The sequence below is a fragment of the Acidisoma sp. 7E03 genome (assembly GCF_054665075.1).
Genome location: NZ_BAAFHE010000021.1, coordinates 13534 through 29091, shown reverse-complemented (window position 1 = coordinate 29091; position 15558 = coordinate 13534). Strand labels below are relative to the sequence as shown.

The window sequence follows — 15558 nt, the reverse complement described above, 5'->3', positions numbered from 1 at the left end:
GAACCTCAGGGCTGAATTTGTTCGTCGTCTTGCTCGTCATAGCTCCACTCTACTTGGAAGTTGGAGCCTCCGGGAAACCCGGTGCGGTTCATTGAGCGCCACGCCTTCATTGGGCTCGAAGCCGGCACGCGGCTTGGCCAGGCGGTACGTGGGAGTTTCGCTGCGGTGGGTGTGCCCTTCGATGCGGCGGTCGAGGTACGCTACTGCAATACCGCTTGTGCCCTGGCGGCCGCCGGTGTGGGTATTGCCGTGGTCGATCCTTTCTCGGCGCAGCAACCTGTCTCTGGGCCTCTCGTGCTACGACCTTTCCTGCCGCGCACCCCCGTTATAAGCTTCGCCATCTGGGCGCAGAACCGTCCTCTCTCTCGTGTTGCACGCAGCTTCCTCGATGAGATTCTGGACAACACCTCTTGAGCCACACCGAATATCTAGGAACTCTGCTTGCAGCAACAACTTCCTAGCCTTCGGTGAGACGGATAACGTAGCCACCACACCAAGGCCGTCAGGCTGCAGGCCCTGCACTAGCGAGCGCAGTTGATGACAACCCTTTCATTGAAAACTAGGAGTGACCGGCCGCTCTCTAAAAGCATTTAATGGCTTCAATAGCGCATGATAACGTCCTTTGTCATGCGCAAAGGCGGTGGTAGGCAGGGGCATGAAAGCCGCGCCCAAACTCACTGCCAACTCGACCTGGATAGCCTCGACCGGTCGCTCGCTTTTTATCAGGAGGTGCTCGGCTTCCGCGTCCTCTTTAGCCGGCCCGAGGATCGCTTCGCCTGTCTCGACCTCGACGGCGTCCATCTCCAGATCGAGGTTGCCAATGTTACGCCCCTGTATGACCGGGTGTTGATTAGCGGCCTGGCCGTGCTGATCCCGATGGAGGAGCGTTGGTATCGCCAGGGCGCCCTTGAAGCTGGTCAAAGGCAATTTGTTGTCGCCGATCCAGACGGCTATCTGCTGCGGCTTTTTTCTCCTCTCGGCACCCGGCCGGTGCGCTTTGGCTCACTCGCCGAGATGCGCGCGGCCTTTGCCGATCTTTCGGATGAAGCATTGCAAGCTCTCGTTGATGAAGCGGTCGCTACCATTCGGAAAGAGTCGTCGTGAGTCTCCCGCTCATGGCGCACCAGGCCACGCTGCGATGAGGGGATGGCTCCCGACCTTCAAGACGCCGCGGCTCCTGCTTCGACCGCGGGAGATGACGGAGTTCGAGTTCTGTCTGGCGATGGATGGCGATCCCCTTGTGACGCAGTTCATTCCGGGACCTTGGCACGATCTGAAGGCCCATCGCGCCTTCGTCGAGATGCGGATTCGCTACCCCTATCCGCCCGGCATGGGCTACTGGAGCCTCTCCATGGCCGAGAGTTTCATCGGCTGGGTGTTCCTGGCACCCGAGGCGCTGCGCGGCCCCGATGTCGAAATCGGCTGGCGGCTGGTCCGCTCGGCCTGGGGCCGAGGCTTTGCGACCGAAGCCGTCGAGCCGGTGCTGCAGCATGCGTTTCAGACGGTCGGCTTGACGCGGGTCGTCGCCGATATCGATCCCCACAACGGGGCTTCCGTCCGCGTCGCGACGAAGCTCGGCTTTCGCCCGGCCGGACCGGTGTCCGATGGCGAGTGGGTGCTGACCCGCTATGTCGTAGAGCACGTGAGGTGACCCCTCCCCTCGTCCCGGCCGCCTCCGCGCGCCTGGTCGCCTCTCCGACCACCGGCGCCCTCCCCGCCCTCATCGCAACTCTCACTGTGCATCGGACAGGCCGGTATCGTAACGCCGCCTCCCGAACGGTCTCCTCGTCAGGATTGGGCGTCGGCTTGCACCGTGGGTCCGACCATCTATGAATCACGCAAAAGTCGCGTTGGGAGTCCTTCTCAAACACGCTCTGAGACCTGCCCGTGCTGAAGAGACGGGTTTACCCGCGGAAATACGTCTCTCGGTCCAGATCCGTGAGAAGACCTGGATGCGTTGGTCGCCAACCGAGTCGTTCCTGTGTCAGCTGGCTTGAGGCCGGGTTGTCGTAGGCGGTGAACGATGCGAGCCAGCCGAAACGCTGGACGGCGTCGCGAGATGTCAGGCTGACCGCGGGAATGTTCAATCGCCGACCGATCAGTTCAGCTATCTGGCGGAAAGGAACGCCCTCGTCAGCAACGCCGTGATAACGCGCGCCTGCCTGACCCTGTTCTAGCGCTAGGCGGAGCAAGACAGCCGCATCTAGGCGATGGACCGCGCTCCACCGGTTTTCTCCATCACCAACGTAGCCCGAATTTTTGTGCTTGCGGGCGGTAGCGACGAGGCGCGGAATGAGACCATGATCGCCTTCCCCATGAACCGAAGGTGCCAGGCGAACGATGGTCGCGCGGATACCGCGTTCAGCCCAAGCCTTGACAGTCGCCTCGGCCTGCGAGCGCATCCAACCAGGAGAGTGCGTGTCCGGCTCCTCATCTTCCGTCGCCGTGCGGCCCGCTGCCATGCCCATGGTACCGAACACGGTCACCAGGGGCCGACCTGATCCCTTCATTGCCTCAGCCAGTACGTCGATCGCACGACGGTCTACGGCGGTGATCGCCGCACCAAATCGATTGACAATGTTGGATGGCGAGCCACCCAGGATGAGACCCAGTCGTCGCCCAAGCGGTATGTCCCCTGGTCCATGGATGAAGGCGAGATGGATGACGCCATCTGCGCCCCGCACCCCCGCGCTTAAGGCATCAGGCTCGTGCAAGGAACCTGCATAGGCTTTCGCCCCGAGTTTGGTGATCTTCTCGGCGGCGCCATGCGACCGCACCAACCCCGTGACCTGATGGCCGGCGCTGATCAACTCTCTGACCACCGCCTGACCAATGAAGCCGCTAGCACCCGTGACAAATACCCGCATTTCCCCGTCCCGCTGAGTTGCGCACAGGGTATCAACACCACAAAAGACGCGCTATGATCAAAACTCCAAAAACACTTATCGAGCGTCTAAATGGATCCCTTGTCACAGGTCATCAGCCTGCTGCGACCACGCGAGTTAAGTTGGCGCATGATCGCGGTGCAGGAGCCTTGGGCTATCTGCTTTCCCGCGGTCGACGCGGTGGTTTTTGGTCAGATGCTTGCAGGAAAGTGTACGCTCGAGCGCGGCGAGGTGCGGCTGACGCTGCAGCCGGGTGACTTCATGATGATGGCGCGCCCCCCAGAGTGGATCATGCGATCAGGCCCCGAGGTCGAGCCAATCGGATTGAAGGCGCTGTTCGCAGATCAAAGTGCGCTCCAAGGAGGCTCTCCCTACGCGTCCGCTGCCCGTTTTCTAGCAGGCCATTTCCTTTTCGCAGACCCCAACGCTGATCTGATCGCGGACATGCTCTCACCGATCGTACACGTGCGCGCTGCCGATGTAGCCGCACAGCGGCTGGGACGTTTGTTGAGCCTACTGGACGATGAGGTGATGGCGGACCGGCCAGGTCGTTCATTAGCGCTCGATCGCATTCTGGAGGTCATCCTCGTGGAGACGCTGCGCCATCGCACCGAGCGTGTAGGATGCCTGCAGCCGGGGCTTTTGGCCGGGCTTGCCGATCAGCGCATCAGCCGCGCACTGCGAGCCATGCACATGGAGCCCAACCGTGCTTGGACGGTCGCCTACCTCGCGCAAGAGGCGGGCATGTCGCGCGCTGGCTTCGCTGCCCGCTTTGCCGAAATCGTGGGCGCTTCGCCTATCGGCTATCTGTCGGCCTGGCGCCTGTCGCTGGCCAAAGCCGCTCTGATATCGACCAAGCGTCCAATGGTGGAAGTGGCCGAGATTGCAGGTTACAGGTCGGTCAGTGCTTTCAGCACTGCGTTCAGCCGTGCTATAGGACTGTCCCCGACAGCTTACAGTCGAACCACGTCGGGCTGAGGCGCATCTCTGGCGACGTGACAATGACAAGCAGCGGGTATGGCGTCTACTGGGGCTGGAATTGGGTTTGAGCCGGATTGCCTCATCCCAAACTCGTGTGGCTTCATACTCCTGCACCGTTGGCACTCAGTAAAAAAAAGCGAGATTTCATGGGAGACTGGCGGATCGTCTCCACCTTGAGCTCAGGCAGGACGTGAACGCGGCGCTCTATAGCGCTTGATCGGTGACGCCAAGGATGCCATCCCCGAACCACACCGCGCGTACCACTGCGCGCGGGTGCCGTAGCGGCGGAGGCCCGGGGTCCTCTAAGCTACATGGATCTAGACTTGGTAGCACGTGACGAATGCTGCATGACCGGGGATTGACTTCCCCCGGGTGCTTAGGGGGCAGTCTCGCCTTCACCAGCCTTGTTCCGTCGGCAGGACGAAGAGTTCGGCCACGTCCATATGTTTCGGCGCGTTCAATGCGAACAAGATCGTATCCGCGATGTCTTCTCCTTCGAGAAAGGTCATACGCCGGGCGAGATCGTCCATCTGCTGACGATAGCTTTCGTCAGTGATCTGATTGTAAAGCTCCGACTTGACGGCTCCAGGTTGGATGCAAGTCACACGGATGTTGTGCTTCGGCGAGATTTCCATCCGCAAGCCGTCGGAGAAGGCCGCCACAGCGGCCTTGGTGGCGCAATATACGGTGAGTCCTGTGAACACCTTGCGCCCTGCGATCGACGACATGTTGAAGATATGCCCCTCATGCTGAGCGATCATGTGCGGCAACACGCCCGCCGTCGCGTTGAGAACGCCGCTGATATTCACGTCGACCATACGCTTCCATTCGTCGACTTTGAGGGAATCCACATCCGACAGCGGCATCAGGCCGGCATTGTTGACCAAAACATCGACACGGCCAAAGCGATCAATCACTGTACCGATGGCGTCCCGCACGGCGCCTGGGTTCGTCACGTCTACTGGCAGTGCGATCGCCTGACCGCCCACTCCTTCGATCGCCGAAACCACAGTCTCAAGCCGCTCCTTGCGACGTGCCATCAAACCGACGATTGCACCCTCCGCAGCCAGCTTCTTTGCCGTCGCGGCCCCAATACCGCTGGAGGCCCCGGTGATCAGCGCGATCTTTCCTTTGATTGTCATCTTAATACTCCTCGTTGGAACCACGACGGGCTGTGGTTATTCAAACGAGGATGACACTACTTCCGGTGATCGTTCTCTTCGCGCGGCGTCTTGCGATCAGTATCGGACTTTTGCGGATTTCGCCAGCCGCCTCGGTCAGCTCTTCCGGTAGTCGCGCGGAGTTACGCCCGTCTCACGACGGAAAACGTGCGCGAAATGGCTGGGGCTTCCATATCCAAGCTGCAGACTGATATCGAGTATCGTTCGATCGGTTTCGCGCAACAGCTGCTTTGCTCGTCCAATACGTTGCGTAGCGAACCAGACGGAAGGCGATTGCCCCATACTGTTCCGAAACGCCCGACTGAAATGAAAGCGGCTCATGCCCGCGGCATGAGCCATTTCATCGAGGTCGAAGGGTTGGTCCAACCGTGTCAGCATGGCAGAGACTGCTTGGCGCAACCTGAAAGCTGGAAGTTGCTCGCCGGTCTTGCGTGCCGACGGACCGGCCTCCGCGTGATGACGGACGAGATGTATGGCTAGACTTTGGGCAATACCCCGAACAAAGTTGCCACTCGGAGGGTAGTCGGCGGTCAATTCGCTTAGCAGACCCGTTAGGAGCCCCGAAAGGACGGCGTCTCTCGCACCGGATACGTCGCGCAGGCGCGGAATTGCTCCTGACCCCATGATTTCTTCCGCTGCAACGGCCAAAAGCGGGAGCCCGATGTAGAGATGCAGTACCTCGAAGGGGGTTTCCGCGTCGCCGCGCCATCGCATCATATAGGGCGCGTCGGCCTGGGTCAGAAAGAAGTCACCTTCAGAAACGCGACGGCCGTGCCAATCCCCGTCCAACTCGCGTTCCTCGATATAGGCAGATCCCGAGGTAATCCAGACAAGGAGCGGTTCTGCTAGAGCGGGGACGAGCACCCCATCTTCCTGAGCCGGACGCCGAATGATCTGAGCTTCAACATCCCGCCACGCATCCCCACCGCTCTGTGCGAGCTTCTCGCCTCGAAGGTGTTGCTCCAACGCTGATCCCGAGGTCCGAAAAACATGGGCCTCCTCCAACACAACTTTCGCCAACGTGCCCAGCTCGATACGCATAACGATTGTTCAGCTCATCACAGTGGCAAGGTCCGACACCGAGCGCAGCCCTCTAAAACGCTGAGATCGGCGCTTTCACCCATATACCGCTATTGAACCTCTACCCCCAAGCGCAGGTAGTCTTGTTAAGAGACCGCACCCGCGGCACCGTGGCCCCAGAAAGGGTCAGCGCTACGTCCTCTCCAGACAAAGCATTGGCTTTGTCGATGCCCCAGAACCCTGCGGCGACCGTTCTCAAACCCGGATCCAGCAGAGCTTGCTTCACGTTGGCATCACAATAACCGAGAACAGCACACGCTTGAATTGCTCTATGGCGCGCGGCGACCGATCAACCTTCATCCGCATCATGGCCCCCTCCCAAGACGATAGGATGAAGACAGCCATGTCATCAGCCTCGATTTCGCGGCGTATCTCCCCTCTCGCCTGACCGGCGCGCACAACTTCCGCGAACGATTGCGTGAGGGAGTTGCAGATCTCTGCCAGATGGGCCCGTAGCAACTCACTATGCTCGGATACCTCCAGACTCATATTGCCAACGAGGCAGCCATATCGCCAGCCGGCGGCTTCCAGCCATTCGGTGATGGCGTCAAAATAGGCTCGGAGCCGTTCGAGAGAGGAACGGGTCTCGTCCCGCAGGGTCCGGTCCATGATGGACTGCGTGCGCTCGTGGTAGCGATCAAGGATCGCGACGCCGAAGGCGTCCTTTGATCGGAAATGGTTGGTGAAGCAGCCCTGGGGAACGCCGGCTTCAGCCGTGATCTCGCGAATACCCGCGCCGGAATAACCCCGCTCGTGCAGCGTCTGCACGCCGGACTCGATGATTTTTTCGCGAAGCGACGGTCTGGCCATTGCTAATAAATACAGTCGAACGTATTGATTGGCAAGGTCGTTCCAGCGCATGGCACCTGACGCCCGCGAGACAACTCCTCCAGTTGTCGCGGCAAGATCCAAGGAGATGAAGACATGACCATCCTCGAATGTGGCCGTGAGACACTGGAAGCCGCGAGCACGGCGCTCGTCGATGCTGGTCCGGTTTACATGGTCAACCTCCTGCGCTACCGGGAGGCGGCCGCTTATGACGCTTCCGGCGATATGCCCAAGTGCTCGGGCCGTGAAGCCTATTTTCAGCGCTACGCCCCGGCGTTCAACAGAGTCGCGCAGGGTGAGGACTACACGCTGTTCTGGGTGGGCAATGTACGGGGCGTGCTCGTCGGCACAGAGGGCGAGGCATGGGACGACATGGTCATCGTCCGCTACGCGAGCTTCGCCACCCTGCAACGCATTCTGGAAAGCCCCGCCTATGAAGAGGAGGCCGCCCCCCACCGGCGCGCAGCGCTAGCGGACTGGAAGTTCATCGTTACGACGCAGCCCGAGCTTCCGAGATGACCACATCTCTGCCCGCCGCCAACGTTCCCCCTGGAAGCGAAACCGTCTTTATCAAGCACTGGCTTGAGACTGGTCGCCACCGGACGAGCTGGATCGAGGCCGGCCCGCCCGAGGGGCCTTTGATGATTTTTCTACACGGATGGCCTGAGTTGGGCTTGGTATGGCGAAGGCAGATTGACCATTTCTCTGCGCGTGGGTGGCGATGCGTCGCACCGGATATGCGCGGCTACGGGGGTTCATCGCGGCCCCACTCCGCCGCGAGCTACGCGGTTCGCGAACTCGTCGCCGACATGGCCGAGTTGCACGACGCCCTCAATGGAGAGCCGGCCATCTGGGTAGGGCATGATTGGGGAAGCGCTGTTGCCTGGTCGATCGCTTCCCATCATGCGGTGCGATGCCGTGGCGTGGTCAATCTCTGCGTGCCCTATTTTTCACGCGGCTTCGCCTTACCGAATCTGGTACCTCTGATCGACCGAAACCTTTATCCGAAGGATCGTTATCCCGTCGGACAGTGGGATTACTGGCTCTTTTATCGAGAACATTTCTCTCGGGCGTCGCGTGCCTTCGAAATCGATGTCGCGGCCACCTTGGCGCTGCTCTACCGCACAGCTCCTCCCCGCATCCCGGGCCAACCAGCCTTTACCGCCGACATCCGAGCACGGGGGGGATGGTTCGGCGCCGCAGGTCACGCGCCGGCCATGCCCCGCGATCGGTCTTTGATAAGTCAGGAGGATTTCGATACACTGGTGGAGACCTTTGCCGTGACGGGCTTTGCGGGTGCAGACGCATGGTATCTGAACGATGCGGCCAACCTATCCTACGCTGCGGAAGCTCCTGACTTCGGCCGGATCGGTCTGCCCGCGCTCTTCGTCCACGCGACCAACGATACGGTCTGCGACACGGTGCTGAGCCGGCTCGCCGAACCCATGCGGGATGATTGCACGCGTCTAACGGAGGTGACGATTCTCGGCGGGCATCAGATTATGCTGGAACAACCAGATGCCGTGAACGAGGCGATCGCGGACTGGCTCCCATCGGAGGCACTCAGCTAAGATTCGGGGCCATTGGGTCGGCATGAGACGCTCACACAGCTAGGAGCATCAGAGCTTCCATCACATTTCCTTTTCCCACCAGCCGCGGGTGTTCACTTGGGCGGCGTCAGCCAGAGCTTCCAGCTCCGCGATATCATCACCGGTAAGCGCGACGCCGCGGGCTTTCACAAGGCCGTCGACGTGATGGAGCTTGGTCACGCCGACAATCGGTATGGCACCCTTGGCGATAGCCCAGGCGACCGCGATATCGGCTGCATGTGCGTTTTGCGCCTGGCCGACAGAGGCGAGCTTACGGGTCAGCGCTTCCAGCTGAGGCAGCAGCCCGTTGTACATATCCGCGCGCTTGCTGCCTTCGGGCAGCGGGTTCGCCGGATTGTAGCGGCCGGTCAAGGCGCCCTGCTCCAGCACCATATAGGCGAAGAAGGGAATGCCGTGGTTGCGGCAGTGCTCTAGGATGCCGGCGTGCTCGGAACTGCGGTAGAGAAGGCTGTAATGGTTCTGGATGGCTTCAACCCGGAACCCGGCCTCGCCGAGGATCTGGTCCGCGCGCGCGATGTCGCTCAAATTATGATTTGAGACGCCAACATGCTTGACCTTCCCGCTCTTCAGCAATGGGATAAGATGCGGTGTCCACCGCGTGACATCCGCTGGATTGTGGATCCAATAGAGCTCGATCGTATCGGTGCCGAGGCAGCTCAGGCTTTGTTCCAGCATCTCCGCCACCGGGTTTTCGCCGCTTCCCGCAGCTTGCGGCGTGAACTTCGTCGAGAGCTGATAGTCGCTCCGGGCAAACTGATTCAGAGCCTGCCCGAGAAGGGTTTCCGCGCGGCCCATGCCGTAGACGCGGGCCGTGTCCCAGAAGGTGAAGCCGCACGCATGCGCCTTGGCAACCAGCTCTTCCAGATCATCCAGCGTGAGGCTGCTGCCGAAGTAGCCGTTGCCAGCTTCGCCGCTGTCGCCCCAGGCCCAGGTCCCGAGCGCGACCGCGGGGGTCTTCAGATTGTCGATGGTCATGCACGTTCCCTCTCTGTCCGCGCCCAAGCTGCCGTCCCTTGGGCGAGGCTCATTGCGTAATGTGAGAGGATGCCGGGCCGTTAGCCTGATGTGCCGAGATTCATGCCCAATCCTCCAGAAGCAGCGCTCTGAATTGCCGCCCTCGCACGTCCATGCCATGGTCAGAGTCATGGGATCGCTGACTGACATCGCGGCCGCTATTGCCCGCCACACATCGCAGGATGGGTTCCAAGCGACCGCGATGGAGCGCCTGACGCTCGTCCGGTCTTCCACGGTGACGATGCCGATGCCGAATGTCTATCGGCCGCAACTGTGTCTGGTGGCGCAAGGGCGCAAGGACGTCACGATGGGCGACCGCGTGTTCCGATACGGTCCGGGACGCTATGGGATCGTGACCTACGACTTGCCAGCGCTAGGCCATGTGGTGGAGGCGAGACCGGACGCGCCCTATCTCTGCCTTTACCTCGATTTCGACCCGGTGATGCTGGGGAACCTCGCCCTGCGTGTGCCGCTGCTGCCGGGGACAGCGGCACCGCCGATAGGCAAGACTGTGTCCGATGCCAGTGCCTCCCTGCTCGACGCCGCGCTCCGCCTGCTGCGGCTGCTCGACGATCCGGCCGCACTGCCTGTGCTCGGGCCGCTTGCCGAGCAGGAAATTCTCTATCGCCTGCTCGCGGGACCAGACGGCGCAAGGATGCGCCACATCACCTCCAGCCAGGGTCGCCTGGCCGAGGTTGGCCGCGCCATCGCCTGGATCGGCAAGAATTTCCGCGAACGGTTCAGCATAGAGAGGCTAGCCGCGGAAATCGGCATGAGTCCTTCAAGCCTGCACGAGCATTTTCGCGCCGTGACGGCGATGACGCCGCTGCAATTCCAGAAGCAACTCAGGCTACAGGACGCGCGCAGCCTTATGCTGGTCCAGGACGTCGACGTAACAACTGCGGCCTTGCGCGTGGGTTACGAAAGCCCGACTCAGTTCAGTCGCGAATATCGCCGCTATTTTGGAGAGCCACCAGCACGCGACATTGCGCGCTTGCGCGCGTCGCCGCGGTTCGCAGTGGTCGCGTGAGTTCACCTGCCTGATTGAATCAAGCCTTCCGCTTGTTGAGCACGACAGGTCAGTGGATGCCCGGTCTCAAGAGAGCTTCCCGAGCCGGATTTAATGGGATCAGCGGTGGAGATCATCACCGGATTTGAGCGGCGGCGGCGCTGGCGGCCGGAGGAGAAGCAACGCGTTCTGGCTGAGCCGGAGGTGCCCGGTGTCACCGTGACAGAGGTTGCGCGGCGGCACGATATCAGTCGCGGGCTTATATGGACTTTGCGGCGCCAGGCCCGCCGGGGATCTGCACCGATGGATGCAAGCGTCGGGTTTCTGCCGATGCGTATCGCTCCGGACGCTCTGCCGTCTTCGTCGATGCAGGGCGTCAAACTGGAAGTGCCTGCCGACACCACCATCGAGATCAAGCTCGCGGATGGGACGACCATCCGAGTTGGCGGCGATGTCACCCCGGCGGCTTTGCGTCGGGTGTTGGGTGTGCTGCGGGGATGATCCCTGTTCCCACGGGCGTGCGGGTTCGTGGGTAAGGTCCAAACGCTGCTTGTCGGCGAGCATGACAGGAGGTGGCGCGACTCTGTCGACCGGCCATGAGAATTGCAGAAGGCTTATCGTAAACACGCAATGCCATCGCAGTTCTCATCACCAATGCCGATAGGTTTTGCCGATGAGGTTGTGGCAGCGCACGACCATCGTCGCGACGGGCTCGGGGCTTCTCCCGTCCTCCCTTGGCCGAACCCGCGATGAAGCGCGGGAATCGAGATGACGATCATCGTCACCCTGGATCGATTGGTGCCGGCTTATTGCTATGAGCGGTGCGCGTAGCCCAAAGTTTTTTACCGTAACGTAGTATGGCGCGCTTTGACTCTATGCGCTCCCCACCGCGCCGCTCAGGTTGCCGCCGGCTTCGAGCCAGGCGCAGAAAGCAAGCACTCGCTCGTCGGGTGCTGGCGATAGGGGGACATAGGTGCAATAGCTTCGCGCGGGTAGAGACGGCCCCTCGAATGGCGCCACTAGTCGCCCAGTCGCCAGATCATCCGCCACCAAAGCCGTCGGCCCCATAGCGACTCCCACTCCGTCCAAGGCTGCCTGAAGCGTGAGGTAAATGTGATCGAGCACCAAATCCGCTTCGGGTTCCAGCGCTGCTATACCGGCCTTCGACAGCCAATCTGGCCAGAGTTTCGGCAGGCTGAGCGTGTGCAGCAGCGTGTGCAGTCGTAGGTCCTCAACTCCGTGCAAAGGGATCCGCTGCATGAGTGCCGGGCTGCAGACCGGTAGTCTGGTTTCAGAAAGGAATGGCCTCACACGATAGTCATGGAACGTGTCTGGCCCACCGCGGATAATGACATCCGCACGGTCGGCAAGCGCATCGACCGGGCCATTGGCACTCTCAATGCGCACCTTGATATGCGGATGCGCCATTTGGAAGGTGGCAATCCTGGGTACCAGCCAACGCAAGGAAAAGCTCGCCGGCGCATTCACCCTCATAATGGTCGAACCAGCTTCGCCATATTGGGCTGTCGCCGTCGCGACACGATCGAGCGCCTGACCGACTTCGGCCAGATAACTGCGCCCGCCCGGCGTGAGTGTCACCCGACGATTGAGCCGCTCGAACAGCGGCGCTCGCAGCCACTCCTCCAGGAGGCGCACTTGCTGGCTAATCGCTCCCTGGGTCACGCCGAGCTCACTGGCAGCGGCCTTGAAGCTGCCAAGACGGCCCGCGGCCTCAAATGCTCGCACAGCATTCAGCGGTGGTAGCGTCCTTCGCATTCAGAATAGGTTTCCTAATATAAGGCGGCAGAATTACTGGTTTGTCGTCGGTGAAAGCAATAGCCATTCTCTCTTGGATGAGAGGGCGAACATCTCACCACCCAGACCGTGCGACCGCGTCACGCTCCTCGGCACCATCGCGCAGCCTTTTGGCTGCCTGTCTTACCCATGCACTGCATGATGGCTATACCGATGGACTTTATGCAGTACTGCCGGTCTGGCAGGCCCAATTCGGCCTGACCTACGCCACCTTGGCGCTCGTGCGCGCCCTTTACTATGGCACCATGGGCGGCCTACAGATCCCAGCTGATCGGGCCACCCGCAGACTCTCCCCTCGCGCCGCGCTGATCCTTGCAACTCTCCTGGCGGCGGGTGGTTTGGCCATGACGGCACTGCCCTTGGGGATTGCAGGTCTCTGCGCGGGGCTTGTCCTGGCCGGCATCGGCTCCAGCCTGCAGCATCCACGCGCGTCCACGCTGGTCACCGCCGCCTATGGCGAACAGGCTCGCCGGCCCCTGAACATCTACAACTTCAGCGGTGACCTCGGGAAGGCTGTCCTACCGGCGCTGATTGCCTTGCTCCTACCCCTCATCGCCTGGCGGCCCGTCATGGGGCTCATGGCGATGCTTGGCATCGGCCTGTCGGCGGCACTGCTGTGGCTGGCGCCCGCGGTCATGCTCATGGAGCGAACTGCGTCCGAGCCGGCTTACGGGCGCGGACAAGGTGGATTCCGTCGGCTGACGGTGATCGGCGCGCTCGATACGGCCACCCGCATGGGCTACCTGTTGTTCCTGCCGTTCCTGATCCATCAGCGACATGGCGGATCGTCGGTGGTCGGCACGGCCCTCGCCTTGCTCTTCATTGGCGGCGCTCTAGGCAAAGCGACGTGTGGTTTGCTCGCCGAGCGGCTGGGGGTCGTCGGCAGTGTCGTGGTGACCGAAACGGCGGCGGCGCTACTGATCGGGGCGACTCTATGCACGCCGCTGATCCCGACGCTTGTGCTGCTCACGCCGCTTGGCATCGTCCTCAACGGTACATCCTCGGTGCTGTATGCCACCGTGCCCCAGCTTTCCAATGCGGACACAGGGCGCGCCTTCGCGATCTTCTACACCAGCGTCATCGGATCCGGCGGAGTTGCACCCGTTCTTTACGGAGCCATCGCCGACCACAGCAGCCAAACGATCGGCATATTGGCATCGGCCGCCACCGCGCTGCTGGTCGTGCCACTGGTACTGGCACTACGGCCGCATCTTGCCGCGGGTCCGTCCGCGCAGTGACCGCGACACCGAGAAGATCAGACAGGAGCAGGACCTGATACACACGAACCGAAGGGAGGCCTCCCGTTATGGGTAAAACAATCACCGTACTTGGCCCTGGCGCGATCGGCACGACGATCGCGGGGGCGCTGCAGGAGGCCGGGCGTACACCCACACTGTGCGGTCGCACAGCCCGCCCCGAGTTGGATCTGAGGGTCGACGGCATGTCGATCCGAATACCCGGACCGGTGTTGACAGATCCTGTCCACGCCTCTCCTGCTGATCTGGTTTTTCTGGCGGTTAAGGCCACTCAGCTCGATGCGGCAGCCCCATGGCTCGCCACGCTTTGCCATACCGGGACGGTCGTCTGCGTTCTGCAAAATGGTATCGAGCAGATCGCCTTGGTCTCACCTCACGTCCCCGGCTGCACAGTTATTCCCGCCGTTGTCTGGTTCCCGGCGGAGACACAGCCGGACGGCTCCGTGTTACTGCGCGGCAAGGCTCGGCTAACTCTGCCGAAGAATGCCGGCGCCGTGCTTGTCAGCGAGGCTCTCCGCGGGACACGCTGTGAAGTGGATTGCGCCGCCGACTTCAACTCTGTCGCCTGGCGCAAGCTTCTACAGAACGCGGCGGCCGGCCTGATGGTTCTGAGCGGACGCCGCAGCGGGATGTTTCATCGTGACGACATTGCCGGCCTGTGCATGGAATACCTTCGCGAGTGCTTGTCCGTCGCGCGGGCGGAAGGTGCCGCCCTAGGAGACGACGTGCCAGAGCAAATCCTGGCAGGTTTCCAGGGTAATCCCACCGACATGGGAACCTCGATCCTCGCCGACCGCATCGCCGGGCGGCCACTCGAATGGAACATCCGCAACGGAGTCATTGCCCGATACGGCCGTCGCCACGGCGTTCCAACCCCCATCAGCGACCTGATCGTTCCGCTGCTGGCCGCTGCCAGCGACGGGCCCGGCTGATTCCGCTTTCTGCCGCAGCGTCGGAGCGACTGAGCTGAAGCGCTTTATGATCCGACCCAGTTGGCGAGAGGGTTGCTTGCTGAGCTCAGCCGTGTCGCAGGACCGGATTTGTGCGGACGTTCCTGGCTCAGCCCTGCCCCTCGGCAAAGCTCTGGACATCTAGACCTTCGCTGAACCAGATTGTGTTATGGCTACATCCAACCGCGAGACCGACGTCCAATACGGCGCACTTCCGTGGCGGCCCACTCCGCACGGCATTGAGATCCTGCTCATCACCAGCCGCGGCACTGGGCGATGGGTGATTCCGAAAGGTTGGCCGATAGAAGGCAAAAAGCCGCACCGGGCCGCCGAAATGGAAGCCTTTCAGGAAGCCGGCGTGAAGGGGCTGATGAAGAAAAAGCCCATCGGCGCCTACCCCTACGCCAAGCGCCTCCCGAACGGCGAGGAGCGTCTCATGCATATCGAGGTCTATCCGCTGCGGGTAACGCTGGAGGTCGTCAAATGGCGGGAGAGGAAGCAGCGGGAGCGGCGGTGGTTCCGCGCGGAGGAAGCAGCGGAACTCGTGGATGAGGGAGGCCTGGCGCAGATCATCGTGGAATGGGTCTGACCGTCGGCCGCGGCCAGACCGATGATCGTCACAGGATGATAGAGCCATTGACCCCTGCCCTGCCCCACGTCTCCCCTCACCAAGAACCAAGAACCAAGAACCAAGAACCAACGCCGGACACGCCGCTTCACGGGCGCGGCACGGGCTCCGGCACAGCCAGAGTAACCTCGGGGGTCGGCGGGTTAACCTCGCGGCGCGTGCGGCACCTCATCAGGGATCGAGGGTGCTGGCCGGGCTCTTCGTTACCAGCCCGTCGCGCTGCACCTCACTCCGAATGGTGCGGAGAGCACGTTGGCAGGCCTGGCGCATGGTGTCTCATGGAGGGGACCGTCCTGGAAGGCTGGCCCAAAAATGGTCAAG

At 61.7% G+C, this 15558-nt stretch carries 17 protein-coding genes; 11 read left to right on the top strand and 6 right to left on the bottom strand.

The features are described 5' to 3' along the window. Positions 1-81: 81 nt before the first annotated feature. From ACYQ6W_RS21300 to ACYQ6W_RS21290, 3 genes are all read left to right on the top strand, one after another. Positions 82-414: a LysR substrate-binding domain-containing protein gene (locus ACYQ6W_RS21300; RefSeq protein ID WP_459678151.1), complete on the top strand. Its 333-nt coding sequence runs from the start codon at positions 82-84 to the stop codon at positions 412-414. A gap of 213 nt (positions 415-627) precedes the next feature. Further along, the gene (locus ACYQ6W_RS21295; protein ID WP_459678149.1) at positions 628-1104 is read left to right on the top strand and encodes a VOC family protein; all 477 of its coding nucleotides are present in this window, start codon (positions 628-630) and stop codon (positions 1102-1104) included. Between the two features lie 34 nt (positions 1105-1138). After that, positions 1139-1651, top strand: a complete 513-nt coding sequence (locus ACYQ6W_RS21290) for a GNAT family N-acetyltransferase (protein WP_459678147.1) — start codon at positions 1139-1141, stop codon at positions 1649-1651. Positions 1652-1904: 253 nt separating this feature from the next. Here ACYQ6W_RS21290 and ACYQ6W_RS21285 read toward each other — a convergent pair whose 3' ends face one another. Continuing rightward, complete coding sequence (locus tag ACYQ6W_RS21285) at positions 1905-2867, bottom strand: SDR family oxidoreductase (RefSeq protein WP_459678146.1); 963 nt, start codon at positions 2865-2867, stop codon at positions 1905-1907. Positions 2868-2957: 90 nt separating this feature from the next. Here ACYQ6W_RS21285 and ACYQ6W_RS21280 point away from each other — a divergent pair, with 90 nt between their 5' ends. Then, positions 2958-3863, top strand: a complete 906-nt coding sequence (locus ACYQ6W_RS21280; RefSeq protein WP_459678144.1) for an AraC family transcriptional regulator — start codon at positions 2958-2960, stop codon at positions 3861-3863. Between the two features lie 398 nt (positions 3864-4261). Here the strand turns inward: ACYQ6W_RS21280 and ACYQ6W_RS21275 are convergent, their stop codons facing one another. The 3 genes from ACYQ6W_RS21275 to ACYQ6W_RS21265 all read right to left on the bottom strand — a co-directional run bounded on the left by ACYQ6W_RS21275 (position 4262) and on the right by ACYQ6W_RS21265 (position 6988). Beyond that, entirely contained in the window at positions 4262-5008 is a 747-nt protein-coding gene (locus tag ACYQ6W_RS21275) for an SDR family oxidoreductase (protein WP_459678142.1), read from the bottom strand. A 135-nt stretch (positions 5009-5143) separates the two neighbouring features. Then, a complete protein-coding gene (locus ACYQ6W_RS21270; protein WP_459678141.1) occupies positions 5144-6088 on the bottom strand; it encodes a helix-turn-helix domain-containing protein in 945 nt (314 codons plus the stop codon). Positions 6089-6349: 261 nt separating this feature from the next. After that, the gene (locus tag ACYQ6W_RS21265; protein WP_459678139.1) at positions 6350-6988 is read right to left on the bottom strand and encodes a TetR/AcrR family transcriptional regulator; all 639 of its coding nucleotides are present in this window, start codon (positions 6986-6988) and stop codon (positions 6350-6352) included. A 63-nt stretch (positions 6989-7051) separates the two neighbouring features. Between ACYQ6W_RS21265 and ACYQ6W_RS21260 the strand changes: the two genes are divergently transcribed. After that, entirely contained in the window at positions 7052-7474 is a 423-nt protein-coding gene (locus ACYQ6W_RS21260) for a DUF1330 domain-containing protein (RefSeq protein WP_459678138.1), read from the top strand. After that, positions 7471-8526 (top strand): alpha/beta fold hydrolase, encoded by a 1056-nt coding sequence (locus ACYQ6W_RS21255; protein WP_459678137.1) that lies wholly within the window; start codon positions 7471-7473, stop codon positions 8524-8526. Before ACYQ6W_RS21260 ends, ACYQ6W_RS21255 begins: the two co-directional genes overlap by 4 nt. A gap of 60 nt (positions 8527-8586) precedes the next feature. On the opposite strand, the gene ACYQ6W_RS21250 is transcribed toward ACYQ6W_RS21255, so the two are convergent. Then, positions 8587-9540, bottom strand: a complete 954-nt coding sequence (locus ACYQ6W_RS21250; protein WP_459678136.1) for an aldo/keto reductase — start codon at positions 9538-9540, stop codon at positions 8587-8589. A 241-nt stretch (positions 9541-9781) separates the two neighbouring features. Between ACYQ6W_RS21250 and ACYQ6W_RS21245 the strand changes: the two genes are divergently transcribed. Beyond that, complete coding sequence (locus tag ACYQ6W_RS21245; protein WP_459678135.1) at positions 9782-10609, top strand: AraC family transcriptional regulator; 828 nt, start codon at positions 9782-9784, stop codon at positions 10607-10609. Positions 10610-10714: 105 nt separating this feature from the next. After that, complete coding sequence (gene tnpA / locus ACYQ6W_RS21240) at positions 10715-11089, top strand: IS66-like element accessory protein TnpA (RefSeq protein WP_459678133.1); 375 nt, start codon at positions 10715-10717, stop codon at positions 11087-11089. A 372-nt stretch (positions 11090-11461) separates the two neighbouring features. On the opposite strand, the gene gcvA is transcribed toward tnpA, so the two are convergent. Continuing rightward, positions 11462-12364, bottom strand: a complete 903-nt coding sequence (gene gcvA, locus ACYQ6W_RS21235) for a transcriptional regulator GcvA (RefSeq protein WP_459678131.1) — start codon at positions 12362-12364, stop codon at positions 11462-11464. 149 nt (positions 12365-12513) lie between these two features. Here gcvA and ACYQ6W_RS21230 point away from each other — a divergent pair, with 149 nt between their 5' ends. The 3 genes from ACYQ6W_RS21230 to ACYQ6W_RS21220 all read left to right on the top strand — a co-directional run bounded on the left by ACYQ6W_RS21230 (position 12514) and on the right by ACYQ6W_RS21220 (position 15198). Continuing rightward, the gene (locus tag ACYQ6W_RS21230; protein WP_459678128.1) at positions 12514-13641 is read left to right on the top strand and encodes an MFS transporter; all 1128 of its coding nucleotides are present in this window, start codon (positions 12514-12516) and stop codon (positions 13639-13641) included. A gap of 68 nt (positions 13642-13709) precedes the next feature. Further along, the gene (locus ACYQ6W_RS21225; RefSeq protein ID WP_459678127.1) at positions 13710-14591 is read left to right on the top strand and encodes an oxidoreductase; all 882 of its coding nucleotides are present in this window, start codon (positions 13710-13712) and stop codon (positions 14589-14591) included. 187 nt (positions 14592-14778) lie between these two features. Beyond that, entirely contained in the window at positions 14779-15198 is a 420-nt protein-coding gene (locus tag ACYQ6W_RS21220) for an NUDIX hydrolase (protein WP_459678125.1), read from the top strand. Positions 15199-15558 lie beyond the last annotated feature (360 nt).

Excerpts from the sequence above, each read along its gene's own strand:
- ACYQ6W_RS21255 (WP_459678137.1), top strand. The coding sequence starts at position 7,471 with ATGACCACATCTCTGCCCGCCGCCAACGTTCCCCCTGGAAGCGAAACC.
- ACYQ6W_RS21275 (WP_459678142.1), bottom strand. The coding sequence starts at position 5,008 with ATGACAATCAAAGGAAAGATCGCGCTGATCACCGGGGCCTCCAGCGGT.
- ACYQ6W_RS21270 (WP_459678141.1), bottom strand. The coding sequence starts at position 6,088 with ATGCGTATCGAGCTGGGCACGTTGGCGAAAGTTGTGTTGGAGGAGGCC.
- ACYQ6W_RS21285 (WP_459678146.1), bottom strand. The coding sequence starts at position 2,867 with ATGCGGGTATTTGTCACGGGTGCTAGCGGCTTCATTGGTCAGGCGGTG.
- ACYQ6W_RS21265 (WP_459678139.1), bottom strand. The coding sequence starts at position 6,988 with ATGCGCTGGAACGACCTTGCCAATCAATACGTTCGACTGTATTTATTA.
- ACYQ6W_RS21225 (WP_459678127.1), top strand. The coding sequence starts at position 13,710 with ATGGGTAAAACAATCACCGTACTTGGCCCTGGCGCGATCGGCACGACG.
- ACYQ6W_RS21290 (WP_459678147.1), top strand. The coding sequence starts at position 1,139 with ATGAGGGGATGGCTCCCGACCTTCAAGACGCCGCGGCTCCTGCTTCGA.
- ACYQ6W_RS21245 (WP_459678135.1), top strand. The coding sequence starts at position 9,782 with ATGGAGCGCCTGACGCTCGTCCGGTCTTCCACGGTGACGATGCCGATG.
- ACYQ6W_RS21260 (WP_459678138.1), top strand. The coding sequence starts at position 7,052 with ATGACCATCCTCGAATGTGGCCGTGAGACACTGGAAGCCGCGAGCACG.
- ACYQ6W_RS21280 (WP_459678144.1), top strand. The coding sequence starts at position 2,958 with ATGGATCCCTTGTCACAGGTCATCAGCCTGCTGCGACCACGCGAGTTA.
- ACYQ6W_RS21295 (WP_459678149.1), top strand. The coding sequence starts at position 628 with ATGCGCAAAGGCGGTGGTAGGCAGGGGCATGAAAGCCGCGCCCAAACT.
- gcvA (WP_459678131.1), bottom strand. The coding sequence starts at position 12,364 with ATGCGAAGGACGCTACCACCGCTGAATGCTGTGCGAGCATTTGAGGCC.
- ACYQ6W_RS21250 (WP_459678136.1), bottom strand. The coding sequence starts at position 9,540 with ATGACCATCGACAATCTGAAGACCCCCGCGGTCGCGCTCGGGACCTGG.
- ACYQ6W_RS21220 (WP_459678125.1), top strand. The coding sequence starts at position 14,779 with ATGGCTACATCCAACCGCGAGACCGACGTCCAATACGGCGCACTTCCG.